Origin of the sequence: Thioalkalivibrio sp. ALgr1 (assembly GCF_000378285.1) — a bacterium.
In the GTDB taxonomy this organism is placed as follows: Bacteria; Pseudomonadota; Gammaproteobacteria; order Ectothiorhodospirales; family Ectothiorhodospiraceae; genus Thioalkalivibrio.
On record NZ_KB905132.1, the window covers coordinates 25,303 to 51,970 of the forward strand.

At 67.2% G+C, this 26,668-nt stretch carries 24 protein-coding genes and 1 other RNA gene; 4 read left to right on the forward strand and 21 right to left on the reverse strand.

Features of this window, described 5'->3' with window-relative positions; translation table 11 throughout:
• The 9 genes from mraY to rsmI form a co-directional block, all read right to left on the reverse strand.
• Positions 1 to 1,083, reverse strand: coding sequence for a phospho-N-acetylmuramoyl-pentapeptide-transferase (gene mraY / locus F466_RS0100125; protein ID WP_018993164.1), 1,083 nt, complete (start codon positions 1,081 to 1,083; stop codon positions 1 to 3).
• Positions 1,064 to 2,437, reverse strand: a complete 1,374-nt coding sequence (murF, locus tag F466_RS0100130; protein ID WP_018993165.1) for a UDP-N-acetylmuramoyl-tripeptide--D-alanyl-D-alanine ligase — start codon at positions 2,435 to 2,437, stop codon at positions 1,064 to 1,066. Before murF ends, mraY begins: the two co-directional genes overlap by 20 nt.
• Positions 2,434 to 3,951, reverse strand: a complete 1,518-nt coding sequence (locus tag F466_RS0100135; protein WP_018993166.1) for a UDP-N-acetylmuramoyl-L-alanyl-D-glutamate--2,6-diaminopimelate ligase — start codon at positions 3,949 to 3,951, stop codon at positions 2,434 to 2,436. The genes murF and F466_RS0100135 overlap by 4 nt, the downstream gene beginning before the upstream one ends.
• Positions 3,948 to 5,663: a penicillin-binding protein 2 gene (locus F466_RS0100140; protein ID WP_018138001.1), complete on the reverse strand. Its 1,716-nt coding sequence runs from the start codon at positions 5,661 to 5,663 to the stop codon at positions 3,948 to 3,950. Before F466_RS0100140 ends, F466_RS0100135 begins: the two co-directional genes overlap by 4 nt.
• Entirely contained in the window at positions 5,651 to 5,935 is a 285-nt protein-coding gene (gene ftsL / locus F466_RS0100145; RefSeq protein WP_018138000.1) for a cell division protein FtsL, read from the reverse strand. Before ftsL ends, F466_RS0100140 begins: the two co-directional genes overlap by 13 nt.
• Positions 5,935 to 6,864: a 16S rRNA (cytosine(1402)-N(4))-methyltransferase RsmH gene (gene rsmH, locus F466_RS0100150; RefSeq protein WP_038038537.1), complete on the reverse strand. Its 930-nt coding sequence runs from the start codon at positions 6,862 to 6,864 to the stop codon at positions 5,935 to 5,937. The genes ftsL and rsmH overlap by 1 nt, the downstream gene beginning before the upstream one ends.
• 2 nt (positions 6,865 to 6,866) lie before the next feature.
• Positions 6,867 to 7,307, reverse strand: coding sequence for a division/cell wall cluster transcriptional repressor MraZ (mraZ, locus tag F466_RS0100155; protein WP_018174848.1), 441 nt, complete (start codon positions 7,305 to 7,307; stop codon positions 6,867 to 6,869).
• A 292-nt stretch (positions 7,308 to 7,599) separates the two neighbouring features.
• An RNA gene (gene rnpB, locus F466_RS13225) (RNase P RNA component class A) lies at positions 7,600 to 7,946 on the reverse strand.
• A gap of 48 nt (positions 7,947 to 7,994) precedes the next feature.
• A complete protein-coding gene (gene rsmI / locus F466_RS0100160) occupies positions 7,995 to 8,831 on the reverse strand; it encodes a 16S rRNA (cytidine(1402)-2'-O)-methyltransferase (RefSeq protein ID WP_018174849.1) in 837 nt (278 codons plus the stop codon).
• Positions 8,832 to 8,911: 80 nt separating this feature from the next.
• Here rsmI and F466_RS0100165 point away from each other — a divergent pair, with 80 nt between their 5' ends.
• The 3 genes from F466_RS0100165 to F466_RS0100175 are packed head-to-tail and all read left to right on the forward strand — an operon-like array spanning position 8,912 to position 12,528.
• Complete coding sequence (locus tag F466_RS0100165; RefSeq protein ID WP_018174850.1) at positions 8,912 to 10,777, forward strand: penicillin-binding protein activator; 1,866 nt, start codon at positions 8,912 to 8,914, stop codon at positions 10,775 to 10,777.
• 3 nt (positions 10,778 to 10,780) lie between these two features.
• Positions 10,781 to 11,137, forward strand: coding sequence for a YraN family protein (locus F466_RS0100170; protein WP_018137995.1), 357 nt, complete (start codon positions 10,781 to 10,783; stop codon positions 11,135 to 11,137).
• On the forward strand, positions 11,134 to 12,528 hold the full coding sequence (locus tag F466_RS0100175) for an FAD-binding oxidoreductase (protein ID WP_018993167.1): 1,395 nt from the start codon (positions 11,134 to 11,136) through the stop codon (positions 12,526 to 12,528). The genes F466_RS0100170 and F466_RS0100175 overlap by 4 nt, the downstream gene beginning before the upstream one ends.
• Here the strand turns inward: F466_RS0100175 and F466_RS0100180 are convergent.
• From F466_RS0100180 to F466_RS0100205, 6 genes are all read right to left on the reverse strand, one after another.
• The gene (locus F466_RS0100180) at positions 12,521 to 12,955 is read right to left on the reverse strand and encodes a ClpXP protease specificity-enhancing factor (protein ID WP_018137993.1); all 435 of its coding nucleotides are present in this window, start codon (positions 12,953 to 12,955) and stop codon (positions 12,521 to 12,523) included. The genes F466_RS0100175 and F466_RS0100180 overlap by 8 nt on opposite strands.
• The gene (locus F466_RS0100185) at positions 12,952 to 13,578 is read right to left on the reverse strand and encodes a glutathione S-transferase N-terminal domain-containing protein (protein WP_018137992.1); all 627 of its coding nucleotides are present in this window, start codon (positions 13,576 to 13,578) and stop codon (positions 12,952 to 12,954) included. The genes F466_RS0100180 and F466_RS0100185 overlap by 4 nt, the downstream gene beginning before the upstream one ends.
• Before the next feature lie 105 nt (positions 13,579 to 13,683).
• On the reverse strand, positions 13,684 to 14,427 hold the full coding sequence (locus F466_RS0100190; RefSeq protein ID WP_018993169.1) for a cytochrome c1: 744 nt from the start codon (positions 14,425 to 14,427) through the stop codon (positions 13,684 to 13,686).
• On the reverse strand, positions 14,427 to 15,836 hold the full coding sequence (locus F466_RS0100195; RefSeq protein WP_018137990.1) for a cytochrome b N-terminal domain-containing protein: 1,410 nt from the start codon (positions 15,834 to 15,836) through the stop codon (positions 14,427 to 14,429). Before F466_RS0100195 ends, F466_RS0100190 begins: the two co-directional genes overlap by 1 nt.
• Positions 15,836 to 16,438, reverse strand: coding sequence for a ubiquinol-cytochrome c reductase iron-sulfur subunit (gene petA / locus F466_RS0100200; protein WP_026182186.1), 603 nt, complete (start codon positions 16,436 to 16,438; stop codon positions 15,836 to 15,838). Before petA ends, F466_RS0100195 begins: the two co-directional genes overlap by 1 nt.
• A gap of 331 nt (positions 16,439 to 16,769) precedes the next feature.
• Positions 16,770 to 17,519, reverse strand: coding sequence for a Nif3-like dinuclear metal center hexameric protein (locus tag F466_RS0100205; protein WP_026278797.1), 750 nt, complete (start codon positions 17,517 to 17,519; stop codon positions 16,770 to 16,772).
• Between the two features lie 67 nt (positions 17,520 to 17,586).
• On the opposite strand from F466_RS0100205, the gene F466_RS0100210 reads away from it, so the two are divergent.
• Positions 17,587 to 18,705: a S1C family serine protease gene (locus tag F466_RS0100210; protein ID WP_018993170.1), complete on the forward strand. Its 1,119-nt coding sequence runs from the start codon at positions 17,587 to 17,589 to the stop codon at positions 18,703 to 18,705.
• Positions 18,706 to 18,748: 43 nt separating this feature from the next.
• On the opposite strand, the gene F466_RS0100215 is transcribed toward F466_RS0100210, so the two are convergent.
• The 6 genes from F466_RS0100215 to pepN form a co-directional block, all read right to left on the reverse strand.
• Entirely contained in the window at positions 18,749 to 19,657 is a 909-nt protein-coding gene (locus tag F466_RS0100215) for a copper resistance D family protein (RefSeq protein ID WP_018993171.1), read from the reverse strand.
• Between the two features lie 3 nt (positions 19,658 to 19,660).
• Complete coding sequence (locus F466_RS0100220) at positions 19,661 to 20,029, reverse strand: copper resistance CopC family protein (protein ID WP_018137985.1); 369 nt, start codon at positions 20,027 to 20,029, stop codon at positions 19,661 to 19,663.
• Between the two features lie 108 nt (positions 20,030 to 20,137).
• The gene (locus F466_RS0100225) at positions 20,138 to 21,562 is read right to left on the reverse strand and encodes a multicopper oxidase family protein (protein WP_018993172.1); all 1,425 of its coding nucleotides are present in this window, start codon (positions 21,560 to 21,562) and stop codon (positions 20,138 to 20,140) included.
• Positions 21,562 to 23,160, reverse strand: a complete 1,599-nt coding sequence (locus F466_RS0100230; RefSeq protein ID WP_018993173.1) for a TolC family protein — start codon at positions 23,158 to 23,160, stop codon at positions 21,562 to 21,564. Before F466_RS0100230 ends, F466_RS0100225 begins: the two co-directional genes overlap by 1 nt.
• Positions 23,161 to 23,306: 146 nt before the next feature.
• The gene (locus F466_RS0100235; RefSeq protein WP_018993174.1) at positions 23,307 to 23,747 is read right to left on the reverse strand and encodes a hypothetical protein; all 441 of its coding nucleotides are present in this window, start codon (positions 23,745 to 23,747) and stop codon (positions 23,307 to 23,309) included.
• A 234-nt stretch (positions 23,748 to 23,981) separates the two neighbouring features.
• Positions 23,982 to 26,618: an aminopeptidase N gene (pepN, locus tag F466_RS0100240; protein WP_018993175.1), complete on the reverse strand. Its 2,637-nt coding sequence runs from the start codon at positions 26,616 to 26,618 to the stop codon at positions 23,982 to 23,984.
• Positions 26,619 to 26,668 lie beyond the last annotated feature (50 nt).

Consider the following 26,668-nt stretch of genomic DNA (forward strand, 5'->3'; position numbering starts at 1 on the left):
TCAGCGGATCTTCAGGGTCGCAAGACCAATCAGGACGAACACAACGGTCAGGATCCAGAAGCGCACGATCACGCGCGGCTCCGGCCAGCCCTTGAGTTCGAAGTGGTGATGCAGCGGCGCCATGCGGAAGATGCGCCGCCCGGTGAGCTTGAACGAGGTGACCTGGAGCATCACCGAGAGCGTCTCCAGCACGAAGATGCCGCCCATGATCAGGAGTACGATCTCCTGGCGGGTCAGGATCGCCATCATGCCCAGCGCCGCCCCCAGCGCCAGGGCCCCGACATCCCCCATGAAGACCTGGGCGGGGTAGGCGTTGAACCACAAAAAGCCGAGGCCGGCCCCGACCAGTGCGGCCGCGAAGATCCCGACCTCGCCCACTCCCGGCACCGCGGGGATCTGCAAATAGTCCGCGAACACCGCGTGGCCGGCCGCATAGGCGAACACCCCGAGGGCCCCGGCCACCAGCACCGCCGGCATGATCGCCAGGCCATCGAGGCCGTCGGTCAGGTTGACCGCGTTGGAAGAGCCGACCACGACCAGCCAGACCAGCGGAATGAACAGCCAGCCAAGATGGAGCTCGAAGTCCTTGAAGAAGGGGAGATAGAAGCTCGTCTCCACCGGGCTCTGCGCAGTCGCCATGATCACCCCGGCGGCCACCAGCGCGAACAGCGTCTGCCACAGGATCTTGGCCCTGGCCGTCAGGCCCTTGCTGTTGCCGTAGCGCAGCTTCAGGTAGTCGTCCCAGCCACCGACTGCACCAAAGGCCAGTGTGGTCAGCAGCACGATCCAGACGAAGCGGTTGGTCAGGTCGCTCCAGAGCAGGGTGGCGACTGCCACCGCCACCAGGATCAGCGCCCCGCCCATGGTCGGCGTACCGGCCTTGCTCAGATGCGACTCCGGACCGTCGTCGCGGACCTGCTGGCCGACATTGCCGACCGTGAGCCGGCGGATCATCGCCGGGCCAATCAGCAACGCGATCGCCAGCGCGGTAACTACGCCCAGGATGGCGCGCAGGGTCAGGTACTGAAAGACCGTGAACCCGCTGTGGAACTGTGTGAGGTATTCAGTCAGCGCGTACAGCATTCGCAGCCCCCCGCGCCGACGGGGCCATCTCCAGCCCTTCGATGATGCGTTCCATGTGCTGGCTGCGCGAGCCCTTGATCAGGACCGTGGTCTCGTCCTCCAGCAGCGCTTCCAGGCGCGTCCGCAGGGCGTCATGGTCGGCAAACCACTCGCCACCCTCGCCAAAGGCCTCGGCGCTGTCGCGCGCAGCCTCCCCCAGGGCCAGGCAGTAGTCCACACCCGTCGCGCGGGCCAGCGTCCCGGTCTCCCGGTGCAGCGCCGGGGTCTCGGCACCCAGCTCGCCCATCGCACCCAGGACGAGAATGCGCCGGCCGGGCATCGCGGCCAGCACTTCGAGCCCCGCGCGCAGCGAGTCGGGATTGGCGTTGTAGGTGTCATCCCAGAGGCGGGCGCCGCTGGCATGCCAGAGTTCCTGCAGACGCCCCTGCACCGGCGTCCAGCGCGCCAGGCCGTTGGCGATTGCGTCGATCGCCACACCCACCGCGTTCGCCGCGGCGGCCGCAGCGACCGCATTGGCAGCGACATGGCGCCCCGGACTGGCCAGGCGGAGATCGCGGCCGGCGCCCAGGATCGTCAGGCGCAAGCGGTCTGGGGCCTGCCACATGCCCTCGATCTCGCCACCACCCTCCAGGGAGAAGCGCTGGCAATGGTGGTGTTCGTTCAGCGACAGCCAGTAGTCGGCGAACGGGTCGTCCAGATTGATCACGGCCGTACCGCCCTGGGAGGGCAGCCCCGAGAAGATCTCGGCCTTCGCGTGGGCCACGCCCTCGAGGCTGCCAAAGCCCTCAAGGTGGGCCCGCCCCGCATTGGTGATCATGGCCACCATCGGTTCGGTCCAGCGCGCCATGCGTCCAATCTCGCCGGCGTGGTTGGCGCCCATCTCGATCACCGCGTAATCGGTGTCCTCGGGCATGGCCAGCAGCGTCAGCGGCACGCCGATCTCGTTGTTCAGGTTGCCCTGGGTGGCATGCACCGACCCCACGCCCTCGAGGATGCAGCGCAGCATCTCCTTGGTCGTGGTCTTGCCGTTGGAACCGGTCAGCGCGATCACCCGCGCCCGGCTGCGGCGGCGCCAGTGCTGGGCCAGCCGGCCCAGGGCCTCGCCGGTATCGGCCACGACCACCTGCGGGTGCGGGACATCCAGCACGCGCTCCACCAGCAGCACAGCGGCCGGCAGGTCGGTGGCGACATGCTCGTGGGCATCAAAGCGCGGGCCGCGCAGGGCCACGAACAGTCCCCCTTCGAGCGGTTGCCGGGTGTCGGTGAATACTCCCTCGAAGGCTCGCTCGCCGTCGCCGTTCTCCAGACGGCCGCGTACGGCGTCCGCCAGTTCCTGTCCGGTCATCCGGATCATTGGCTACCCCCCCCACTGTCTCCCGCGTTCGTCCGAGCGGCGAGCTGGCGCGCCAGCTCGCGATCACTGAACGGATAAAACTGCGCACCCACCTGCTGGGTGGTTTCGTGCCCCTTGCCCGCCAGCACGATGACGTCACCCGGGCCCGCCTCGGCCACGGCCGCGCGCACCGCCGCCTCCCGATCGCCCAGCTCGCGGCAGGCCTCGGGCCGACCGCAGCCAGCCAACACGGCGGCGCGGATCGCGGCCGGGTCTTCGGAACGCGGGTTGTCGTCGGTCACGATCACCTGATCGGCGCGCGCACTGGCGGCCCGCCCCATGGCCGGGCGCTTGGTGACATCGCGATCCCCGCCACAGCCAAAGACCACGATCAGTCGGCCGGCCGTGTGCGGGCGCAGGGCATCCAGCGCCGCCGCCAGGGCCTGTTCGGTGTGGGCATAGTCCACGACCAGCAACGCCCCGCCGGGCAGTTCGAAGCGCTCCATGCGCCCCGGGACACCGCGCAGACGCGACACCGCATCGACGGCGGCCTGCCAGGAATGACCCAGCGCCCGCAGGGCGGCGAGCGTCGCCAGCAGGTTGCCGACCTGGAACAGCCCGAACAGACCCGCCTGCACCGGCCAGGCCTCGCCCGCAGCCTCCAGCGTGAAGCGAATGCCGTCGGAGCCTGCCTCGACCTCCCGCGCGACCAGATCGGCGGGCGCCCCGACGGCGCTGTAGGTGAGGGTGCGCCCAGCCGTGGTTTCGTGGATCAGGCGCTGCCCGAGGGCGTCGTCGGCATTGAGCACCGCGGTCTCCAGCCCCGGCCAGGTGAACAGCCGCGCCTTGGCGTCGGCATATGCCTGCTGGCTGCCATGAAAATCCAGATGATCCGAGCCCAGCCGGGTCAGCACGGCGACACGCACGGGCAGCCCGGCCATGCGGTCCTGCTCGAGCCCGTGGGACGAGGCCTCGATCGAGAGCGCCCGGCAGCCGTCGGCGGCCAGCTGCGCCAGGTGCCGGCGCAGGTCAATCACACCCGGAGTGGTATGACCACAGTCTTCCAGTGCTCCGAGGCGTCCCACACCGAGCGTCCCGACGACCCCCGTGGGGACACCGATCTGCTCCAGGGCACCAGCCAGCAGCTGGCTGACCGAGGTCTTGCCATCGGTGCCCGTCACCGCGACGACGGGATATTCGGCCGGCCAGGCGCCCCAAAGGGCATCGCAGATCGCGGGCAGCGCGGTGCGCAGACCGCGGAGGTGCAGCACCGGAACATCGAGGGCCGGGGCCGCCTCGGCTTCATCCCACAGGATGGCCACCGCTCCCTGCTCGGCCGCGGTCTGCGCATAGGCAAGGCCGTGGCCTTGCGTCCCGCGCAGCGCCACGAAGACAGCCCCCGGGGTCACCCGGCGGCTGTCCTGGACGAGATCGGTGACACGCTGCCCAGCGACCTCGCGCGCCAGCGCCGGCGCCCCGGCGGGCCACAGGCTGCCCAGTGTCGTGACGGTCTGGACCGTATTCGCCGCCATCATGTCGAGCCCTCGCGTTCGGCGGCGAACTGCATGGGGATCTCCGGCATCGCGTCTGGGCGCACGTTGAACATCCGCAGCGCCGAGCCGATCACGTTGCGGAATACCGGCGCCGCCACGGCGCCGCCGAAGTAGGTGCCGGCATTGGGTTCGTCGATCACCACGGCCATCACGAAACGCGGATCCGAGGCCGGCGCCAGGCCCACGAAGCTGGAGATATAGCGGTCCTCGGTGTAGCCCCCGGGGCCACTCTTGCGGCTGGTACCGGTCTTGCCCGCGATGCGGTAGCCGTCGATCGCTGCCTGACGCGCGGTACCCTCGGAACCGATCGTGTGCTCCATCATCGCGAGCACGCGCTGGGCGGTTTCCGGGGACATCACGCCCGCCGGCTCGCGCAGGTCGTCGGCAGTCTGCACCAGCCGCACCGGGATGCGCTGGCCATCGTTGGCGAAAGCGGTATAGGCCGCAGCCATCTGCAGCGGGGTAATGGAGAGGCCGTAGCCATACCCCATCGTGGCTTGCTCGACCTCGCGCCAGGTCGGGAAGTCGCGCAGGCGGCCGCTCACCTCGCCCGGGAAGTGGGTCCCGGTCGACTGGCCGAAGCCGGCCTGGTGCAGGACCTGCCAGAACCGGTCCGGCGGCATGTCCAGGGCCAGTTTGGTCGCGCCGACATTACTGGAACGCGCGATCAGGGTGGTCAGGTCGATCACGCCATAGTCACGAAAGTCGCGCACGGTCAGGCGCCCGACACGCATGGTCCCGGGACGGGTGTCCAGGGTCACATTGGGGTCGATGATGCCCGCATCCAGGGCCGCCGCAACGGTGAAGGGCTTGATGACGGACCCCGGCTCCATGCTGTCGGTCAACGACCGGTTGCGCGCGAGTTCCGAGCGGATCGAACCGCGATTGTTCGGGTTGAAGCTGGGCTGATTGACCATGGCCAGGACATCACCCGTACGGGCATCCAGCAGCACGGCCGACCCGCCCTGGGCATCGTGCTCCGCCACCGCGGCCTTCAGTTCGCGGTAGGCCAGATACTGCAGGCGCTGATCGATGGTCAGGCGCAGCGTGCGGCCGTCGCGTGCGGGGCGGATACTGGCCACATCGCGGATCGTGCGTCCGTGGCGGTCGCGCAGCACACGCTTGGCACCCGGCGCGCCCGACAGCCAGTCGTTGAACGCAAGTTCGACGCCCTCCTGCCCGCGATCGTCAATATCGGTGTAGCCAAGGATGTGCGAGGTCGTCTCGCCATGCGGGTAGTAGCGCCGGAACTCACGCGTCAGGCCAAGCCCCTGAACACGCAGGGCGGTCACCTGCTCCGCCTGGGCCGGCAGCATATGCCGACGCAGGTACATGAACTCCCGGCTGGCACGCGCCTCGATGCGCTCGGCCAGCCAGTCGGCGTCGACCTGCAGCGCCTCGGCCAGCTCGGGCCAGCGATCGCGTTGCTCGAGCAAGTCCTTGGGATTGGCCCAGGCGGTCTGCACCGGAGCGGAGATCGCCAGCGGCTCGCCATTGCGATCCGTGACCATGCCGCGATGGGCCGATTCGGTCAGCGTACGCACCTGACGCTGCTCGCCCTGCTGCGTCAGGAAGTCGCGGCTGAGCACCTGCAGATCGATTGCACGCAGCACCAGGGCCACCAGCACCAGCGCGGAGACGACCAGCAGCACCTTCAGGCGGCCATGGCTGACCTGGCGCTTCAGCGCTCCCATGTGCGCCCCCCGATCACCACGATGCGATCCGGCTCGGGCTTGATCATGCCCAGTTCCTCAAGCGCCTGCTGTTCGATGCGGCCCTGCGTCGCCCAGGTCGACTGCTCGATCTGCAGCTGCGTCCACTCCAGGTTCAGCGCGTCGCGCTCCGAAAGCTCCGACTGATGCGTGATAAAGGCCTGACGTGCCTCGTGCTTGGCCGCCACCACCCCAACGGCGGAGGCAAAGACCCCGGTCGCCAGGATGATCAGGATGAAGCCGCGAAAGACCATCAGGTGCGCTCCCCCACGCGCAGTACCGCCGAGCGTGCACGCGGGTTGCGGCGCTGCTCTTCGGCGTCGGCACGCACGGGCTTGCCGATCGGGCGCCACGTGCGCTCGGGCGTTTCGGGCATCACCGGCAGCCCGCGCGGCAGGCGCGCGTCCGGGCGCGGGCCACGCAGCGCCTGCTTGACCATGCGGTCCTCAAGCGAATGAAAGCTGATCACCACCATCCGCGCGCCCGGGTGCAGGACCTCCGGGATCGTCTCGAGCCACTGCTCCAGCTCCTTTAGCTCCCGGTTCACATGGATGCGCAGGGCCTGGAAGGTACGCGTCGCCGGATGCTTGCCTGGCTCGCGCCCAGGAACCGCGCGGCGCACGATCTCGGCCAGCTGCGCGGTGCGCGTGATCGGGGCCTCGGCGCGCGCCGCAACGATCGCACGGGCGACGCGACGGGAATGACGTTCCTCGCCATAGTGGTAGATCACATCCGCAATCTCGTCCTGCTCCGCGCGGGCCAGCCAGTCCGCCGCGCTCTCGCCCTGCGCAGGGTCCATGCGCATGTCCAGCGGCCCGTCGTGCTGGAAACTGAAACCACGCTCCGGGGTATCCAGCTGCGGGGAGGAGACCCCCAGATCCAGAAACACACCATCCGGCGCACGACCGGGGAAGCGCCGGCGCAGGGTATCGGTCATCGCCGAGAAAGGGCCTGGCTCGAAGGAGAAGCGTGGATCGTCCGCAAACGAAGAGGCGGCCGCAGCCGCCTCGGGGTCCCGGTCCATCGCCAGCAGGCTTCCGCCGGCGCCGAGGCGATCGAGAATCGCGCGACTGTGCCCGCCGCGCCCGAAGGTCCCATCTACATAGAACCCGTCAGCGCGCACGGCCAGCCCCTCCAGCACCGCGTCGCGCAGCACCGGGATATGAGTGGCGTTTTCCGTCATGGTCACAACGCAATGGACTCGAGCGCGTCGTCATCCACGTCACCCCCCAGCGCCTGCTCGCAACGGGCCTCCCAGGAATCGGCATCCCAGATCTCGAACTTGTTGCCCTGCCCCAGCAGCACCGCCCGCTTGTCGAGGCTGGCGTACTGGCGCAGCGGCGTCGGCAGCAGGAGACGGCCGCTACCGTCCAGCTCGCACTCGGTCGCATGGCCGACCAGGAGGCGCTGCAGGTTACGGACCTTCGGATTCATGTTGGGGCGGGACATCAGACTTTGCTCGATGCGCTCCCACTCGGGGAACGGGTACAGGAGCAGGCATCGGTCGGGGTCTACGGTAATCACCAGCTGGCCGCCACAGGATGCCGCCAGCGTATCGCGATAGCGCGCAGGCATGGCCAAGCGGCCCTTGGCATCCAGATTGAGTTGGCTTACGCCTCGAAACATGGCCGGTACCGGTTGCGGTGGTCACCCACCTTTCCCCACCTTTTCCCACTTTTCGACACTATAGGTACGGCTATCTCCAGGAGTCAAGAAAATTGACCCGAAAAAACCAAAAATAAGCGTTGAATCACAGAGACTTAGCGAACACCTGCCCAGCGACGGTGCAGCCAGAAAATAAGACCCCAAAAGCCGCGTCTTGAGGGCCACACTTAAGAAACTACTTCACTATTTTTCGGCAAGAACCGCCGACACGGAGAGACACGGACCCACGGATGGGGCCGCAAAGGTGGGAAAAAGTGGGAGCCGGCCGTAAGCCGGGTTCTGTCGTGGACAGTCATTCATCTGGGACGTCCGTCACCGGACGCCTCGAGCAGCCTACCCGGGTGCGATGCGGGCCACACCATGCACCCCTATTTGGCCTTGCTCCGGACGGGGTTTACCCTGCCACGGACTGTTACCAGCCGTGCGGTGCGCTCTTACCGCACCATTTCAACCTTACCTGTGCCCGAAGGCCATCGGCGGTATATTTTCTGCGGCACTTTCCGTCGGCTCGCGCCGCCCAGGCGTTACCTGGCGTCCTGCCCTGTGGAGCCCGGACTTTCCTCCGCATCCAGTGGATACAGCGACTGCCAGGCCAGCTCCCGCGCTCCTTTTACGCCCGCACCTGCAACAACGCAAGGAAAAACCCCATCAACCCTCGTCCTTCAGCCGCAGGGCCCGGGCATAGACACGGTTGCGCGGCAGTCCGGTGGCATCGGCAAGGACCCGCACCGCGCGTTTCAAGGGGAGCTCCCCCAGCAAGGCCCCCAGCAGGCGCTCATATTCGTCAGCCAGCGGGGCATCCTCGGACTCCGGGTCGGCCGCCTGCGGCGCCGGCGCGAGGATCAGAACGAACTCACCCCGCAGCCGATTGGCATCGGCATCGAGCCAGGTCGGGAGCCCGCCAGCGGCTCCTCTATAGTGTTCCTCGAACTGCTTGGTCAGTTCGCGCCCCAGGAACACCAGCCGCTCCGGCTCCAGTGCGGCCAGGTCGTCGGCAGCGGCGCGTACGCGATGCGAGGACTCAAACAGGATTGTGGTCACCGGCTGGGCCAGCAAGGTCTCCAGGCGGCGACGGCGGGCCCCACCAGCATGCGGCAGGAAACCCTCGAAGCAGAAACGATCGGACGGCAGGCCGGCGACGGCCAGCGCCGCGAGCGGGGCGCTGGCGCCGGGCACCGCGCGCACCGGCAGCCCCGCCTCCGTGGCCGCTCGTACCAGCCGGTAGCCGGGATCGGATACCAGCGGCGTACCGGCATCCGAGATCAACGCGAGATCGTCGCCCGCCTCCAGCGCAGACAATAAAGAGGGGATCCGGTCGCGCTCGTTATGCTCATGGAGACTGACCAGCGGGGTCTGCACCCCCAAATGCGCCAGCAGCCCGCCGCTGTGTCGCGTATCCTCCGCAGCGATACGCGAAACGCGCGCCAGCACGTCACGGGCACGGGGGCTGAGATCGGCCAGATTGCCGATCGGGGTGGCAACCACCCATAACGTGCCGCAATTCGTTGACACAACCTGATGCGCTTTCAATACTGACTCCCCAATACGCTGAGCATCTCGCTATCGTGAACCTATACCTCTCTCTAGCCGCCGGGGGGCGCTACCGGGGCCGTCTGGCCCTGAGCCTGCTCGCCGGCGCAATCCTCGCCGGCTGCGCGACCCCGCGCCCGGACCCAACCCCCGCCCCGGACCCGGAGGAGGAACGACCCGAGGTCGTTGACCTGCCGGCCGAGCAGCAGGCGCCGATCCTGATCAGCGAGGCCTGGGCGGACCCGCAGCCGGACAACGTGCGCGCGGCGATCGACGCGGTCCTGAGCCTGGACGACCCCGACGGCGACCTGGTCGACCGCGCGGACGCGCTGTGGCGCGACCTGGATGCCCAGCACCGGGAACCGCTGGCGGACCGTGTGCGTGGCGGCCGCCTGGCGGCCACCCGTGGCGAATGGGAGACTGCGCGCGAGCGACTCGGCGCCGATGACCCGGACGACGAGACCCGTACGCCCGAGGTTTACCGCGAGGGTCTGGCCCTGCATGCACGCCTGCTGGAGCATGAGCGTGAATGGTATCAGGCGCTGGACGCCCGTTTGCGCCTGGATGGGCTGCTCCTGCTGGAGCCCGATGACCAGACCGTTAACCAGGAACGCATCTGGGGCCTGCTCTCGGCGCTTCGACCCGCACAGCGTGACCGCCTGGCGGCGGGCGAACACCCGGATGCCGAGCCCTGGGTGCGGCTGTTCAGCGGACTGCGCAGTGTCAATTCGGAAGAAGACGCCCGCCGCGTGGCTGGCCAGTGGCGCGAGCGCTATCCGTCGCACCCGGCCAACAGCCTGCTCCCGGAACTGGTCGCAAGTCACCCGCTCCAGCCCGAGGCGCCGGAAACGATCCTGGTCCTCCTGCCGCTGTCCGGTGATCTCGCCCAGCTCGGCAATGCAATCCTCGACGGCATCACGCGCGCCTACTACGCGGAGACCGGGGGCCACGGCCGCCTGGTGGTGCGCGACACACGCGGCGACCCTGACACGGCAGCAGACCTCTACAGGCGCGGCGTCGAAGACGGCGTAAACCGCATCATCGGGCCGCTCAACCGCGATGCGGTACGCGCAGTGGCTGCGAGCGAAGAGACTCGTCCGACGCTGCTGCTCAACCGCACACAGCTCGACGGCAACGGGGCCTTCGGCACGCTGGCGCTGAACCCGGAAGAGGACGCCTACGCCGTGGTGGATCGCGCGGTACGTACGGGCTGGCGCAACCCGCTGGTCATCCTGCCCGAGGGCGAGTTCGGCGACCGCATTGCCGAGGCCTACCAGGATGCGCTCGCCGACCACGGCCTGCGGCCGCGCGATATCGTGCGCCTGCGGCCGGACGCCGAGGACATCAATGCCCGCGTGGGCAATGCGCTCGGGATTGAGCAGAGCGAGGCGCGCATTCGCGACGTCGCCCGCCGTACCGGGCTAAACTTGGAAGGCGACCCCCAGGTTCGGGGTGATGCCGATCACCTGTTCGTGACCGGAACCTCGCGCCAGATGCGCCAGCTCGTGCCCTACCTGCACTTCCACGGCGCGCGTCAACTCCCGATCATGGCAACGCCTCATATCTACGCCGGACAGCCGGATGCCAATCGCGACCGCGATCTCAACGGCATCGTCTTCCCGGACGCGCCCTACCTGTTTACGACCATCGAGCCGCTGAACGGCGAAATGGCCGAAGGGGCGACTGACGAGCTCCCGCGCTTCGTCGCGCTGGGCATGGATGCGATGCGGCTGAGCCTGCATGATCGCGCGGTACGCGAGGCCAGCCACCATCAAATCGTCGGCGGGTCCGGCACCTGGTCACTGAACCCGATCAGCGGGGACTGGGTGCGCGAGCCGGTCTGGGCGCGCTTCGAGAGCGGCGCACCACGCCAGCTGGGGTCCACCAGCGAAGGCAGCTGACCGATGTTCCGCCCGGGCGTGACCGGCCAGGCCGCCGAGGACCGTGCGGCGCACTACCTGACCGGGCAAGGCCTCACCCTGGTGGCGCGCAACGTGCGCCGCCCCTGGGGCGAGCTGGACCTGGTCGCACGCGAGGGCGACACGCTGGTACTGGTCGAGGTGCGCAAGCGTAGCCACCGCGGCTTTGGCGGCAGCGCCGAGAGTATCGATTCCGGCAAGCGCAAACGCCTGCTGCGGGCGGCCGAGGGCTACCTGCAGGAGAGCCGCTGGCAAGGCCCCGTGCGCTTCGATGTCGTGCTGCTGGACGGCGACGACACGATTGAATGGCTGCCCGACGCGATTCAGGGGGACCCGTCATGACACCGCTGGCACGCGAAATCGAGCAACTCCTTCCCGCCGAAGACCGCCTGCTGGACCCGGCCGATTGCTGGGCCTATGGCGCGGACAACTCCAAGCTGCACGCGCCGCCGGATGCCGTCGCCTTCGCCCGCGACGCCGAGACGGTCGCTGAACTCGTCCGACTTTGCCGACGCCTCGGGGCGCCTGTGACCTGCCGCGGACGCGGCACCGGCACCACAGGAGCGGCGGTCCCTGATCATGGCGGACTGGTCCTGTCGTTCGAGCGCATGAACCGGATCCTGGAGGTCGACCCGGCGAACCGCTGGCTGATCGCGGAACCCGGAGTGACCAACGGTGAGTTGCAGGAAGCGGCAGGCGCCCACGGGTTTTTCTGGCCCCCGGACCCCACGAGCAGCGCCTACTGCACGCTCGGCGGCAATCTGGCCTACAACTCGGCGGGCCCCCATGCCGTGAAGTACGGCACGCCACGAGACAACACCCTGGGGCTTGCGGCGGTCGCGGGCACCGGCGAGGCCTTCCGTACGGGCGTGCACACGACCAAGGGCGTCGTCGGGTATGACCTCACCCGGCTGCTCATCGGGTCCGAAGGCACCCTCGCCGTGATCACCGAAGCCACGCTGCGCCTCACACCGAAACCCGAGGCGACACGCCTGATTCAGGCCATTTATCGGACCGTGGGCGACGCGGCCGCCGCCGTATCGCGGCTGATGGGCCGCGCGGAGGTCCCGTCGGCCCTGGAGTTCATGGACCATTCGGCGATCGCAATGATTCGTGACTATGCCCCCGACTGCCCACTGCCCCGCGACGCCGGGGCTATCCTGATGATCGAGACGGACGGCACCGCGGCCGGGATCGACGCGACGACGCGCGGCGTCCGCGGCGCCGCCGATGGCGAGGGTTGCCTGCAGACCATCAGCGCGGACACCCCGGAAGAGGCCCAGGCCTTGTGGGCCGTGCGCAAGGCCCTCTCGCCGGCGCTGCGCACCGTCGCGCCGAAGAAGATCAACGAGGATGTGGTCGTACCCGTCTCGCGCATCCCCGACCTGATCGCGGGCCTCGACCGGCTCGCCCAGGCGCACGCGATCAAGATCGTGAACTTTGGTCACGCCGGTAACGGCAACATCCACGTGAATCTGTTGGTGAACCCGGACGACCCGCAGGAGCTCGCCGCCGCCGAACGCTGCCTGGACGAGGTCTTCACCCTGGTGCTGGGCCTCGGTGGCACCTTGTCCGGCGAACACGGGATCGGGCTAGTGAAACGCGCCTTTGTGGGCCGGGAGATCGATCCCGTGGCGCTGAACCTGATGGCCGGGATCAAACAGAGCTTTGATCCCGACAACATCCTGAACCCCGGCAAGGCGCCGGGGCCGGACATCACTGGGCTTACTTGACGACCTTCAGGGCGGGACCCTTGCGCTTGGCGGCCGGCTTGTCCCCGTCCTGATCCGAACCCGCGGGACCCGAGTCGTCTGGTCCGTCGCCGCCCGGGCCATCTTCCGGCCCTGGTCCCGGCTCGCTGCCGAACATCATCCCCTGCCCGTTCTCGCGCGCATAGACGGCGAGCACCGCCTGCGTGGGCACGTAGACGTCCATCGGGCTGCCGGCAAAACGCGCGGAAAAGGCGACCGCCTCGTCCCCGATATTCAGCGCCTGCACCGCAGACGGGCCAATGTTGAGCGTGATCTTGCCCTGCTCGACAAAGGCATCGGGCACTAGCGCACCCTCCACCGTGGCGTCGACCAGGATGTGCGGCGTAAAGCCGTTATCCGTGATCCACTCCCACAAAGCCCGGAGCAGATAGGGACGCGAAGAGGTCACAGCCTCAGCTCGCGCTCGGCCTCGGTGAGACTGATCTGGAAGGATTCCCGCTTGCAGACGCGATCCGCGTATTCCTGAATCGCAGTCGGCAGAGAATCGAGATCGATCCCCAGTGACGGCAGACGCCACATGACCGGAGCGATCGCGCAATCCACGATGCTGAACTCGTCACTCAGGAAGTACGGCTTCAGCTCGAAGATCTCGGCCGAGTTCATCAGGCTCTCGCGCAGGATCTTGCGCGCCTTGGTCAGCCCGCCCCCGGACGCCTTCTTCACCGCATCCAACCCCTCGTACCAGTCGCGCTCGACGCGATAAAGCGCCAGCCGCGCGGCCGCACGGGAGACCGGGTCCACCGGCATCAGCGGCGGATGCGGGAAACGCTCGTCCAGGTACTCGGTGATCACATGAGTCCCGTACAGCGCCAGGTCCCGATCCACCAGGGTCGGCACCTCGTTGTAGGGGTTGAGATCGGAGAGATCCTCGGGAAGCTCGTCCGGCCCGAGGTTGACGACATCCACCGCGATGTCCTTCTCGGCGAGGATGATACGCACGCGATGGCAGCGCACGCAGTCGTGAGCAGAAAACAGAGTCATTACGGAACGACGATTGGCGACCAGCGCCATAACTTTCTCCCTACCCCGGTCGTGCGGCACGCCGCGCCGGGCAGACGGTCAATAACACCGGCGGGCGCTCATCCGTGAGCGCCCGCCAGCGACGGTTCAGGCCGCCTAGTGTACGTCTTTCCAGTACTCCTTTTTCAAGAAGTAGGCCAGCACGGTAAACACGGCCAGGAAGATCAGGACGTACAGGCCAATACGCTGACGGTCGAGCTGCATCGGTTCGCCCATGTACGAAAGGTAGGTGACCAGGTCACGCACTGCGCGATCGTACTCGCTCTGGCTCATCGAGCCATTGCGTACAAGCTCCAGCCGCTCGTTTCCGTCATCGTCCTCGACCAGCTCCTGCCAGCCCTGCAGCTCCCACAGCACATGCGGCATGCCGACGTTGCTGAACACCGTGTTGTTGGCACCCAGCGGGCGGTCCTCGTCGATGTAGAAGCTCTTGAGGAAGGTGTACACCCAGTCTTCGCCATGAATGCGGGTCGCCAGGGTCAGATCCGGCGGCGTCACACCAAAGGCCTCGTCGGCATAGGAGTCGGACATCGCGTTCTTCATCAGCGAGCCCGGGTTCACCAGGTCGCCATCCTCATCGGTGATGAAGATGAAGTTCTCGGTGACCTGCTCTTCGGTCAGACCGATGTCGCGACCCACACGGTTGTAACGCATGTACTGGGTGGAATGACAGGCCATGCAGTAGTTCATGTACAGCCGGGCGCCGCGTTGCAGCGACGCCTGGTTGGTCACGTCCACATTGGCTTTTTGCAGATCACCGCTGGCGCTTGCAGCCGAGGCCGCCGGCACGGTGAACAGGGCCGCCAGGGCCATAACAGTCGTTGCGATAAACGTTTTCATTACGAAGTCACCCTTTCCGGAACGGCACGATCACGACCCAGACCCCGGGCAAACACCGGGACCACCATGCAGACAAACAGATGCACGGTCGGGATCAGCCAGGACCACATAATCAGGCTAGCGTCACTCGGATCGAAGCGCGTGATGTCGTAGAGGGTGTAGATACCCACGACCACCGCGAACAGAATCAGACTGGCCGCCGCGGAGCGCTCCCGACTGAGGAACCACAGCAGGAAGAAGAACGCGAAGTACACAAGCGACCAGCGGAAGCTCATTTCGCTGATCATCGTGGTCGCCTGCTGCAGACCCAGCCAGCCCAGGATCACGAAAGCCACCACGAACGCCGCCAGGTTGAACTTGGCTGCGAACGAGCGATAGCGCATCGACAGAACCGGGTTGCGGTCCAGCCAGGGGATAAAGAACAGCATCATCACCGCGGCACCCATAGCCACCACGCCGAGGAACGGATCCGGCACGGAACGCAGCACCGAGTACATCGAGGTGAAGTACCAGACCGGCGGAATCAGCTCGGGTGTAACCAGCGGGTCGGCCGGGATCATGTTGTCCGGCTTCAGGAACAGACCGCCGCCCATCGGGAAGAAGAACATGATGACGGCGAACACCATCAGGAAGACGCCGACGCCGACGATGTCCTTGACGGTGTAGTACGGGTGGAACGGGATGCCATCCTTCGGGATGCCGTTCTCGTCCTTGTTCTTCTTGATCTCGACGCCATCGGGGTTGTTCGAACCCACTTCGTGCAGCGCGATGATGTGCGCGGCCACCAGCAGGATCAGCACCAGCGGCAGGGCAATCACATGCAGCGCGAAGAAGCGCGTCAGCGTGGCATCGGACAGCAGGAAGTCACCACGAATCCAGGTCACCAGATCCGGCCCGATGTACGGGATGGTCTGGAACAGGTTCACGATCACCTGCGCGCCCCAGTAGGACATCTGACCCCACGGCAGCAGGTAGCCGGCGAAGGCTTCGGCCATCAGCACCAGATAGATCAGCACACCGAAGATCCAGATCAGCTCGCGCGGCTTCTTGTAGGAGCCGTACATGAGCGCCCGGAACATGTGCAGATAGACCACCACGAAGAACATCGAGGCGCCTGTGGAGTGCATGTAGCGGATCAGCCAGCCCCATTCCACGTCGCGCATGATGTACTCGACCGACGCAAAGGCCAGCTCGGCATCAGGCTTGTAGAACATGGTCAGGAAGATGCCGGAGACGATCTGAATGACCAGCACCAGCAGGGCGAGGGAGCCGAAAAAATACCAGAAGTTGAAGTTCTTCGGCGTGTAATACTGAGCCAGATGTTCGTTCCACATCTGGGACAGGGGGAAGCGGGCGTCAACCCAACCCAGCAGCCCACCCTGCCACTTTTCCGCGGGATTACCGGCCATCAGACAGCTCCTCCGTCTTCATCTTCACCCACGAGCAGCAGGTTGTCCGTGATGTAGTGGTGCGGCGGCACCTCGAGGTTGTCGACCGCCGGCATGTTGCGATAGACGCGGCCGGCCATGTCGAAGCGGGAACCGTGGCAACCGCACAGCCAGCCGCCCTGCCAGTCGGAGCCCATGCCGGGATCGCCGATCTCCGGACGGAACGACGGCGAGCACCCGAGGTGAGTGCAGATCCCGATCAGCACCAGGATTTCCGGCTTGATCGAGCGATGCTCGTTCTGCGCGTATTCCGGCTGCTGGGCCTCGTTCTCGGAATCCGGATCGCGCAGGCGATCGGTCACCTGGGACAAACCATCCAGCATTTCGTCGGTACGCCGCACGATCCAGATCGGCTGTCCACGCCACTCGATGCTGACGCGCTGGCCGGCCTCGACCTCGGTCACGTCGAACTCGACCGGAGCCCCTGCTGCCTGAGCGCGAGCGCTGGGCTGCAAGGACGCCAGGAACGGGGTCGCGACCGCTGCGACACCGGCACCGCCGACGACTGTCGTCGCGGCGACGAGGAACCGGCGACGGCCTCGATTTACGCCTTGGTTTGCCATGTTTGTCTCTCCAAACAACGTGTTGAAATCGTGTCTCGGCAGCCACTCGATACGCGGACGAGGGTGCGGAGATGCCCGCAGACTGCCCCGTGAGCGCGCCGCCCTGGGCGCGCTCACGGGCGAACGGGCAGGCCACCGCGGGGCGGCCAGTAAAATCCGATAGAATTCCCGAACACGCTAATAAGGTCAAGTAGGTGAACGCCTTAAGACCGGGCGGACGGCGTCGCCAGACGCGCCCAATCGATCATAAGTTATTCATGATAAAGGCGGGATTTCAGCGCCCCCGGCAAGAGCAGATTGCCCCGCGAATGTGCGCTCGCCGGGGCGCCGGTCAGGCAGGGTTGTCGATGTCGATGAACCGGTGCTCCAGACCGAAACGTTCGGCGCACCATTCCCCCAGGGCAGGCGCCCCGTAGCGCTCGGTCGCATGATGCCCCGCGGCGAAGTAGTGCACCCCGCTCTCGCGCGCCTCGTGAGTGGTCTGCTCGGAAATCTCGCCACTGATATAGGCATCCACACCCTGCGCCGCCGCCTCCATCAGTAATGACTGCGCCCCGCCAGTGCACCAGGCAACGCGCCGAATCGGCCGCTCGCCGCCCGGCACCCACAGACACTCGCGCCCCAGCACGGCGGAGATGTGGTCGCGCAGGTCCGCCCCCGACACCTCGGCGGCAGAACGACCGTACTGGCCCACGCCGTCCTCGCGCAGCACCCCCTCGATCGCGAATCCGAGGCGATTGGCCAGTTGGGTGTTGTTGCCCAGCTCCGGATGCGCATCCAGCGGCAGGTGGTAGGCCACCAGATTGATCTCGTGCTCCAGCAGCCGGCGCAGGCGTTCACGCTTCATGCCAGTGACCACCTCTGGCTCGCCCTTCCAGAAATAGCCGTGATGCACCAGGATCGTGTCGGCCCCGTCCTCGATCGCGGCCTCGACCAGCGCCAGCGATGCCGTCACCCCGCTGACGATGCGGCGCACCTCGGCCCGCCCCTCTACCTGCAACCCGTTCGGACAATAGTCGCGAAAGCGCTCCGGCTGAAGCTCCTCGTTCAGGGCCTGCATTAATACGTCACGTTCGATCACGATCGGTTCTCCGGCTGGACCGGGATCGGCGGCTGTGCAGCCCATCCCATTTCGGTATATTCACTATATGGTGAATTTCTCGCGTTTCCTGCTGCAAGCGGCCCTGACCGGCGTGGCGATCGCCGTGGTCGTCGCCGTGTTCTTTCCGCATGTGCTTGACCGCGACCGGGGCGAGCAGGCGGAGCTGCAAGTCGCCGCCCCGCTCTCCACGACCAGCAGTGCCGCGCTCAGCTACGCCGACGGGGTCGAGCGGGCCGCGCCGGCCGTGGTCAACATCATGACCTCGCGCGTGCTCGACACCCCCGGCATCCTCGACCTGCACGAGTTCTTTGGCCAGCCCGTGCCCCCGGGCGACACCGAGCAGGCCAGCCTGGGTTCCGGCGTAATCATGACCGATCGGGGCCATATCCTGACCAACCACCACGTGATCGAGGAGGCCGACGCGATCGCTGTGGTCCTGCCCAATGGCGACGCCCATCCGGCCGAGATTATCGGCATCGACCCCGATACCGACCTCGCCGTCCTGCGCATCCGCACCGACGACGTGGCCGTGGTCACGGTTGGCCACTCCCGCGAGCTGCGGGTCGGTGACGTCGTGCTCGCGATCGGCAACCCCTTCGGTGTCGGGCAGACCGTGACCCAGGGGATCGTCTCCGCCACCGGGCGCAACCAGCTCGGGATCAACACCTTCGAGGACTTCATTCAGACCGACGCGGCGATCAACCCCGGCAACTCCGGTGGCGCACTGATCAATGCCAAGGGCGAGGTAATCGGCATCAATACCGCGATCTTCTCGCGCTCCGGGGGGTCCCATGGCATTGGCTTCGCGATCCCGGTGGACCTCGCCCGCGACGTAATGACCGAGATCATCGAACAAGGCTATGTCTCCCGCGGCTGGCTGGGGATCGAAGTCCAGGCGATGAACCGCGAACTGGCCGACTCCTTCGGGCTGGATGCCCCACGCGGGGTCCTGGTCGCCGGCATCCTGCGTGACGGCCCCGCCCAGGAGGCCGGCATCGAGATCGGCGACGTAATCACCCACCTCAATGACGACGCGGTCAACAGCCCGCGCGAGGCCCTGAATGTCATTGCACGGACCGATCCGGGCGCCGAACTGACGATCAAACTCCTGCGCGACGGCGAGGAAGTCGAGCTCGAGGCCACTGTCGCCCAGCGCCCGATCTGATACCCAATGGCACCTCCCGGATATCCGGGAGGTGCCCCTTTCTCTACCCGTTGGCAGGGGAACTGACCGTGGTCAGTATGGCCGTGACCAGCAACACCAGCCCCACCAGTCCGATCTCCATCGCGATACTGCGCCGGAGGCGCTGCGGGGCCCGGGGCTCGCCCCGCTCGAAGGCGGGCACCAGGCGCCACTTGTTGGAGGCCGCCAGCAGCAGGAGCAGGGCCACAATCAGCACCTTGCCGATCAGGAACTGCCCGTAGCCGGTAGTGAGCAGTGGCGTGACCCCGCCGAGCAGAAGCGCAGCCAGAACGACGCCCGCGAGCACCAGCAGGCCAACCCCGAACGCCGCCACCCGACCGAAGCGATCCAGGATGCGTACGGCATCCGCTCCGCCAGCTGGGTGTCCTGCCAGGCGATACAGGGGCCATAACGAACCAATCCAGAATGCAGCCGCCAGCAGGTGCAGCACCAGCAGCCCGCCGAGCAACCAGCGGGGTTCGTCGACCGTGTGCCCGACCTGGACGAAGGCGAGCATGACCAGCAACACGCCTCCGAGACTCAAGCCATGCCCGAGCCCCGGCAGGCGCCGGGCATCCAGCAAGATCGCCTGCACCAGCAGCAAGCCACTCACGGCGAGGATTAGCTGAGTCCCCTGCGCGCCCTCGAATACCATACCGAGCAGCATGGGGTCGACTGCGGCGGCACCATTGCCACCCCCGAGATACCCGGCCTGCAGCGGCCACTCGATCACGGCCAGCACGATCGCGGCCCAGGCCGCGATCGCCCCCGTGCGGCTGGCCGCCCGACGTTCCGGATCGGGCAGATCCGGAAACGCCAGGCGAAACAGAACCGCCCCGGCCGCCAGCAAGGCACCGGCATAGAAGCCGGCCGCCACCAGGATCATGGCGACCGTCCAGGCATCCACACCGGCAAGCGCAGACAGCCAGGCCACGGCTCAGTCCTCCACCGTAAAGCGGAAGGTCCCGGACATCATGTGGCCGTCACGAGCCAGGCCGCGCCAGCGCACCTCGTAACGACCCGGTTCCAGGTCGCCGGCCGGGCGCACATGGTATTCCTCGGTCGGGTCATTGCCGGGCTGATCTTCCAGGGAGACCCGGCCACGCGGGCCGATCACGTCGAACTGGGTAATGCGCATCGCGCCATCGAAGTGAATCCCGATCTCCTCCGGGGTCCCCTGCACCGTGGAGCCGTCCTCGGGCACATGCCCCATCTCGCCCTCGTGAGCCAGCAGGGGCGCGGCGACAGCCAGCAGCAGGGCCGCAAGGGCGGAACGCAGGGTATTACGGGTACGAATCGTCATCATGATTGAGTTTCCTCTTTGTTAAGTGCAGTCGTGTCGTCTTAGAGTCCGCCGGCCGCAGGCCACCAGGGGCCGCCTTGCGGCGGTCCCGGTGCCCGCACCGGTGGAAACTCAGTGGTTATGGCTTCCGTGACCGTTGTGTCCTCCATGCCCCCCGTGGCCTCCATGCCCGCCATGGGCATCGCGACTGGGGGTCGGGAGCCCGTCGGAATCCGCACCCGCGACCTTGCCGCGGCGCACCGGACTACCGAAGTCGGGGTCGCTGCTCACACGGCGGGCGACCTCCCCGTCCGGGTGCCAGTACCAGCCCGGATCACGGAAATCCCCGGGCTCCAGGTCGTCGCGCACCTTGATCAGGGTGAACATGCCACCCATGCCGATGTTGCCGAACGGTCCCTGGCCCATGCCCATCGCCAGGGTGTTCTCCGGCCCGCGCATATGGCCGCCATCGGTGTGGTCCTGGTGATCCGCCATGCCGTGCTCGCCCATGGCCATGTAGCCCGGCAGCAACGTGCGGATCTCCTCCTCGAGACCGGACTGGTCCACGCCCAGGGTGTTGGCGATGCCATGCCCCATCGGATTCATGGTGTGATGCGTCATGTGGCAGTGGAAGGCCCAGTCCCCCGGCGGTGCCGTGAACTCGATATCGCGGGTCTGGCCGACCGCCACGATCTCGGTGGTCTCCTTGCGCCACTGCTCGCGCGGCCAGCGCCCGCCATCGGAGCCGGTCACCTCGAACGACACCCCGTGCACATGCATCGGGTGGTTCCACATCGACAGGTTGCCCATGCGGATGCGCACGCGCTCGCCAGTCTTCGCCACCAGCGAGTCGATAGCCGGGAAGACCTTGGAGTTCATCGACCACAGATCGAAGTCCACCATGATCGACGGATCGGGCGTGCGGGTACCGGGATGCAGGCCCCAGTTGTGCAGCAGGATCGCGTAGTCACGGTCCACCGGTTCGATCTCGCCGTCCTTCGGGTGGATGATGAACATCCCCATCATCCCCATCGCCATCTGCACCATTTCGTCGGCATGCGGGTGGTACATGTGCGTGCCGTGCTGGTTCAGCTCGAACTCGTAGACGAAGGTCTCCCCCGGATGGATCGGCGGCTGGGTCACGCCCTTCACCCCATCCATGCCCGAGGGCAGATGGATGCCGTGCCAGTGCACCGAGGTGTATTCCGGCAGGCGGTTGGTCACGTAGATGCGGACCTTGTCGCCCTCCACCGCCTCGATGGTCGGCCCCGGGGTGGTGCCGTTGTAGCCCCAGCACTTGGCCACCGAACCGGGTGCGAACTCGTGCTCGATCTCCTCGGCGACCAGATGGAACTCCTTCACGCCGTTGTTCATTTCGTACGGCAGGGTCCAGCCGTTCGGCGTATGCACCGGCATGTAGCCCTGTTCGGTGCGTTCGCCGGGCGTGGCATCGCCCTCGTTGTGGTGCTCGTGACCCGTTTCGGCCATCACCCGGGTCAGGGTGGTTGCCGGCAGCATTGCCGCGCCGGCGGCCAGCAGGAAGTTACGCCGTTTCATCAGTGATGCCCTCCGTGACCGTCGTCGCCGTGGTCACCGTGATCGCCATGGTCATGACCTCCGTGATCTCCGTGATCTCCGTGATCTCCGTGATCTCCGTGATCTCCGTGATCCCCGTGATCCCCGTGATCCCCGTGATCCCCGTGATCCCCGTGATCCCCGTGATCCCCGTGATCACCGTGATCACCGTGGTCACCGTGGTCACCGTGGTCACCGTGGTCATGATGGCCGTGATCCATCTCGGACGGGTCATGCTCGAGCGCGTCGGTTTCGAGATAGCCCTCGTCACCCGGCGCCCCGCCCGGCAGCTCGCCGGCCACCGTAAAGGCCAGATCCACCCGGGCCCGCCAGTAGTCACCCAGCGCGGCCACGGCCCGCTGCCAGTCGGCCAGCTCTTCCTGCTTGGTCACCAGCAGGTCGAACACATCGTCGAACATGAAGTTCACCCGTTCCTGCATACGCTCCAGCTCGATCTCGCGGGCCGGGAGCAGTTCGTAGCGCTTGGTGCTGAACTTGTCCCGGTTATGAGCCAGCCGCACGAAGTGCTGGTGGACGTCGGCGGTCACCGCCTGCTCCAGTTTGGCCTTCCGGGCCTCGCCGTCCTCCAACCGCGCCTCGGCCCGGGCGATGCCGGCCTGGTTCTGGTTGAAGATCGGCAGGGTGAAGGAGATGCCACCGCCCCACAGGCGGGTGCCGTCCGTCTCGCGCTCGAACTCGATACCGGGCTCGATGTCACCCAGCCAGCGATAGCGCCGCACCAGGGCCACCCCCTCGGTGAGCCCCTCCAGGGCATGGTCCAGGGCCCGCAGGTCCAGACGCTGCTCCAGCGCCTGCTCGACCAGGGCATCGCGATCCTCCACACCGGCCAGCGGCAGTGGCAGCTTGCCGGGCACCTCCCAGCCATCCACCTGGCCGGGCAGCCCCATCAGGTGGGCCAGGCGCAGACGGGTCTCGCGCTCGCGCTGCCGCGCATCCTCGAGCTTCAGCCGGGCCTCGGCCGCACGGATGCGCAGCTGTGCCCGCTTCAGGTCGGGGATATTGCCGGCGTCATAGAAGCGCTCGCCCAGCAGCGAGCCGAGATCCGCGGCACGGGTCTCCAGCGCCTGTACCTGAGCCCGCTGGCGCGCGGCCACCGCGTCATACCAGGCACGCTCGGTGTCCGAGGCCAGGGCCACCATGCCTTCGGCCAGCTGCAGACGGGTGGACTCCCAGTGGGATTCGGCAATGTCCTGACGGGCACTGCGCATCAGCAGGCCGGAAATACCCCAGGCCAGGCCAACCCCCGTCTCGTTGCCGCCACCGCCCTCGGGGCGCATCACCGACAGCGACAGGGTGGGATTGGAAAACTGGGCGGCCTCGACCACGTCGGCGGCCGTCAGATCCAGCTTGGCGTAGGCCTGCTGCATGCGCGGGTTGCGCCACAGGGCCTGATGAATGGCCTCCTCGAGCGTCAGCTCGCCGGAGGGGCGGGGCATCTCCGACTCGGGCAGGTCGATCCCCTGCACCGAGATGTCCTCCGCCAGCTCGGAGCGGTCCAGCTCGGGCGCGGTGACCGCGCAACCGGCGAGGAACAGCACCGAAACGACGGGGAGCAGCAATCGGGTTGCTCGCATCGTGAAAATCTCCTCGATCGGACTTCGACTCCGCATCCCGCGCGAACGCGCGACACGGCCTTGCCGTCCGCCAGTGCCGAGTGGAACCCGGATATACGGACAGCCCCGGCGCTCGGGCCGGTACAGTCAGATCAGGAGAGGATGGGGGGTCGGTATAACGCGGCCGCAGGCGGACCGCTCTGGAAGGAATACAGGCTCATGGCCTGCGTGACCGGGGTCAGCAGATGCATACCGGTGATGGACGGCATGCCCTGGCAGTGGCTGCAGGCCGAGCAACTCGCCAGGCAGGCCGCGTCCACGCAATCCGCGTGCTGGATCACCCCGCTGGCGTCAGAGGAATCGGATGCTTCATGGGCGTGGTCGCCGCCATGCCGAGTATCGGCGTGATCGTCCTGCGCATGGTGATCATGGTGGTCGCCGTGCGCGTGATCATGCGAATGATCATGGTCCGCGTGATCCGCCGCCTTGTCGCCCTGCGACTGGGCCCCGTGCATCGCATGCCCGGCGTGACTGCCTCCCTCGCTCGCGACGGCCGCAAGTGCCGGCAGGCCGGCAATCGCCAGCACCAGCATCCAGCACAGCAGTCGATGGAAGACCCGTTTCACTTCGGCCAAACCCTCACCTCAAGGGGCATCACCCCGATAACCCGCCGATACGCTACCACAGCCCGCACACATCAGCGCACCCCTGTGGGAGCGTGCCTGCACGCGAATGCCCCTGCCCGCATCCGGCTTTGGCAGGGGCTTCGCGGGCAAGCCCGCTCCCACACACATTCCCGTCGCCCCATCGGCCAGAGGGCTGGCCTCCTACGCCAGCGCGCGCTCGATCACGTCGCGCAGGTCGCGCGACAATTCGAGTGCGGCGAGGCGCTCGAGTTCCGCACGCATCTGCTCGCCGCGAACGCTGTCCACCTTCTGCCAGCGCGTCAGCGGCTGGGCCAGGCGCGCGGCGGTCTGCGGGTTCATCGGATCCAGCTTCTCGATGAAGGCGCCCATGCGGCGGTAGCCCGCGCCATCTTCCTGGTGGAAATGGCGTTCGTTGCGCGCCATGAACGGCCCCAGCACCGCACGCACCCGGTTCGGGTTGGTCCAGCGGAACCCGGGGTGCCCCAGCAGCGCCTCCAGGCGCTCGAAGCCGCCGGGGACCTGGCTGCCGGCCTGCAGGCCGAAGTACTTGTCCAGCACCAGCGGATCGTCGCGGTAGCGCTGCTCGAAGTCCGTCAGCAGCACCTCGCGTGCCTCGTGATCCAGCTCGTTCACCGCATTCAGCGCACCCATGCGCATGGTCATGCTGCGCGCCTTCTGGTACTGCGCCAGGGCCTCCGGCACCGCGGCCTGGTCGCCGGCGGCCACACGCAGCGCCAGCAGGCGGTTGCGCAACTGGCGCCGGCCCATCGCCTCGGCGGTGAAGGCGCCGTTGTCCACGGCATCCAGCTTCGGCTGGATCTGCTGCATCGCGCCGGCCAGCGGGGCGTAAAGGCGCTTCTCCAGGTCGTCGCGCTCCATGCGCAGGCGCACCGGATCGACGCGCTCGAACAACTCGGCCAACTCGCGCGTGGGCGGCAGTTGCAGGATAGTCGCCAGCAGCACCGGCTCGATCGCCGGGTCCTCGATCAGGGCATGCAGGGCGTGCTCGGTGGCGGCCTCCAGCGCGGAGTCGGCGGCGTCGTGCTGGATGCGCGTGCGGATCGCGCGGCGGAACAGGGTCTGCGCGGCCTCCCAGCGGGAGAAGGCGTCATCGTCGTGCGCCAGCAGGTGGGCCAGTTCGTCCACGCCCTGGTTGGCGTTCAGGATCACCGGGGCGGAGAAGCCGCGCAGCCAGGAGATCGCGCCCGGCTCGGCGGACAGATTCTCGAAGCAGAAGGTGTGCTCGGCGGCATCCAGCTCGAGCACCCATTCGTCGCGCTCGGCCTCGTCGCCTTCCCGGCGCGCGCGGATGCGCTGGCCGTCGGCATCGAGAAAGGCCATGCGCACCGGGATCACCACCGGCTCCTTGTGCGCCTGCCCCGGGGTCGGCGGGGTCTCCTGCGCGAGTGTGATACGGGCCGGTCCGCCGGGGCCGTCGAACGCGGTGCTTGCGGTCACGTGCGGCGTGCCGGCCTGGGTGTACCAGCGCTTGAAGCGGGAGAGATCGCGCCCGCTGGCCTCGGCCATCACCGCGACAAAGTTGTCTGTCGTCACTGCCTGGCCGTCGAAGCGCTGGAAGTAGAGATCCAGCCCCCGGCGGAAGGTCTCGCGCCCGATCAGGGTACGCAGCATGCGGATCAGCTCCGCGCCCTTCTCGTACACCGTCAGGGTGTAGAAGTTGTTGATCTCGGCGTAGTGGTCCGGGCGCACGGGGTGCGCCAGCGGCCCGGCGTCCTCGGGGAACTGATGGGCGCGCAGCAGCGAGACATCGTCGATGCGCTTGACCCCGAACAGGGTGCAGTCGGTGGTGAACTCCTGGTCGCGGAAGACCGTGAGCCCCTCCTTCAGCGACAGCTGGAACCAGTCGCGGCAGGTCACGCGGTTACCGGACCAGTTGTGGAAGTACTCGTGGGCGATCACCGACTCGATGGCGACAAAGTCGCTGTCGGTGGCGGTGTCGGGGCTGGCGAGCACGTACTTGGCGTTGAACAGGTTCAGCCCCTTGTTCTCCATCGCCCCCATGTTGAAGTCGTCCACCGCGACGATCATGTACACGTCCAGATCGTATTCGCGGCCGAAGGCCTCCTCGTCATAGCGCATCGCCCGCTTCAGCGAGGCCAGCGCGTGATCGCAGCGATCGGCGTTGTGCTCCTCCACATAAAGCTCCAGCGCCACCTCGCGCCCGGACATGGTGGTGAAGGTGTCGCGCTGGCAGGCCAGATCCCCGGCGACCAGTGCGAACAGGTACGACGGCTTGGGGAACGGATCCTCCCACACCGCGTAGTGGCGCCCGCCGTCCAGCTCGCCGGCCTCCACGCGGTTGCCGTTGGCCAGCAGCACCGGGTACTGCGCCCGGTCCGCCTCCAGGCGCACGCGGTAGGTGGTCAGCACATCCGGGCGGTCGGGGAAGAAGGTGATGCGGCGAAAGCCCTCCGGCTCGCACTGCGTGCACAGCATGCCGCTGGAGGCGTACAGGCCTTCCAGCGCGGTGTTCTGCTCCGGGTGACAGCGGCTGACGATCTCCAGCCGCGCACGCTCCGGCAGGCCGTGCAGCAGCAGGCCCTCGGCATCGTGCTCGAGCAGGCCCTCGCCCGGCTCCGCGCCATCCACGGTCAGTGACACCAGCTCGACGCCATCGCCGTAGAGCCGCAGCGCCCCGTTCGGCTCCACCGCCTGCGGGTTGCGCCGCACCGCCATGCGCGTGGTCACCTCGGTGGTCGCCGCCGCCAGGTCGAAGTCCAGCTCCAGGCTCTCCACCACAAACGCCGGCGGCTGGTAATCGCTCAGATAAACCGCCTGGGGACTCGCATCACGCATTCCAAACTCCAGTCATCAATCGCTTTCCACACGTATCACGCCCGGCAAGC

What these genes read in the sequence shown, in the direction of transcription:
- murF (WP_018993165.1), bottom strand. Translation starts at nt 2,437, where the DNA reads ATGATCCGGATGACCGGACAGGAACTGGCGGACGCCGTACGCGGCCGT.
- F466_RS0100140 (WP_018138001.1), bottom strand. Translation starts at nt 5,663, where the DNA reads ATGGGAGCGCTGAAGCGCCAGGTCAGCCATGGCCGCCTGAAGGTGCTG.
- ftsL (WP_018138000.1), bottom strand. Translation starts at nt 5,935, where the DNA reads ATGGTCTTTCGCGGCTTCATCCTGATCATCCTGGCGACCGGGGTCTTT.
- F466_RS0100190 (WP_018993169.1), bottom strand. Translation starts at nt 14,427, where the DNA reads ATGAAAACGTTTATCGCAACGACTGTTATGGCCCTGGCGGCCCTGTTC.
- F466_RS0100220 (WP_018137985.1), bottom strand. Translation starts at nt 20,029, where the DNA reads ATGATGACGATTCGTACCCGTAATACCCTGCGTTCCGCCCTTGCGGCC.
- F466_RS0100135 (WP_018993166.1), bottom strand. Translation starts at nt 3,951, where the DNA reads ATGATGGCGGCGAATACGGTCCAGACCGTCACGACACTGGGCAGCCTG.
- petA (WP_026182186.1), bottom strand. Translation starts at nt 16,438, where the DNA reads ATGGCAAACCAAGGCGTAAATCGAGGCCGTCGCCGGTTCCTCGTCGCC.
- mraZ (WP_018174848.1), bottom strand. Translation starts at nt 7,307, where the DNA reads ATGTTTCGAGGCGTAAGCCAACTCAATCTGGATGCCAAGGGCCGCTTG.
- F466_RS0100210 (WP_018993170.1), top strand. Translation starts at nt 17,587, where the DNA reads ATGGTGAATTTCTCGCGTTTCCTGCTGCAAGCGGCCCTGACCGGCGTG.
- F466_RS0100235 (WP_018993174.1), bottom strand. Translation starts at nt 23,747, where the DNA reads ATGCTGGTGCTGGCGATTGCCGGCCTGCCGGCACTTGCGGCCGTCGCG.
- mraY (WP_018993164.1), bottom strand. Translation starts at nt 1,083, where the DNA reads ATGCTGTACGCGCTGACTGAATACCTCACACAGTTCCACAGCGGGTTC.
- F466_RS0100225 (WP_018993172.1), bottom strand. Translation starts at nt 21,562, where the DNA reads ATGAAACGGCGTAACTTCCTGCTGGCCGCCGGCGCGGCAATGCTGCCG.
- F466_RS0100195 (WP_018137990.1), bottom strand. Translation starts at nt 15,836, where the DNA reads ATGGCCGGTAATCCCGCGGAAAAGTGGCAGGGTGGGCTGCTGGGTTGG.
- rsmH (WP_038038537.1), bottom strand. Translation starts at nt 6,864, where the DNA reads ATGACGGAAAACGCCACTCATATCCCGGTGCTGCGCGACGCGGTGCTG.
- F466_RS0100170 (WP_018137995.1), top strand. Translation starts at nt 10,781, where the DNA reads ATGTTCCGCCCGGGCGTGACCGGCCAGGCCGCCGAGGACCGTGCGGCG.
- pepN (WP_018993175.1), bottom strand. Translation starts at nt 26,618, where the DNA reads ATGCGTGATGCGAGTCCCCAGGCGGTTTATCTGAGCGATTACCAGCCG.
- F466_RS0100185 (WP_018137992.1), bottom strand. Translation starts at nt 13,578, where the DNA reads ATGGCGCTGGTCGCCAATCGTCGTTCCGTAATGACTCTGTTTTCTGCT.
- F466_RS0100175 (WP_018993167.1), top strand. Translation starts at nt 11,134, where the DNA reads ATGACACCGCTGGCACGCGAAATCGAGCAACTCCTTCCCGCCGAAGAC.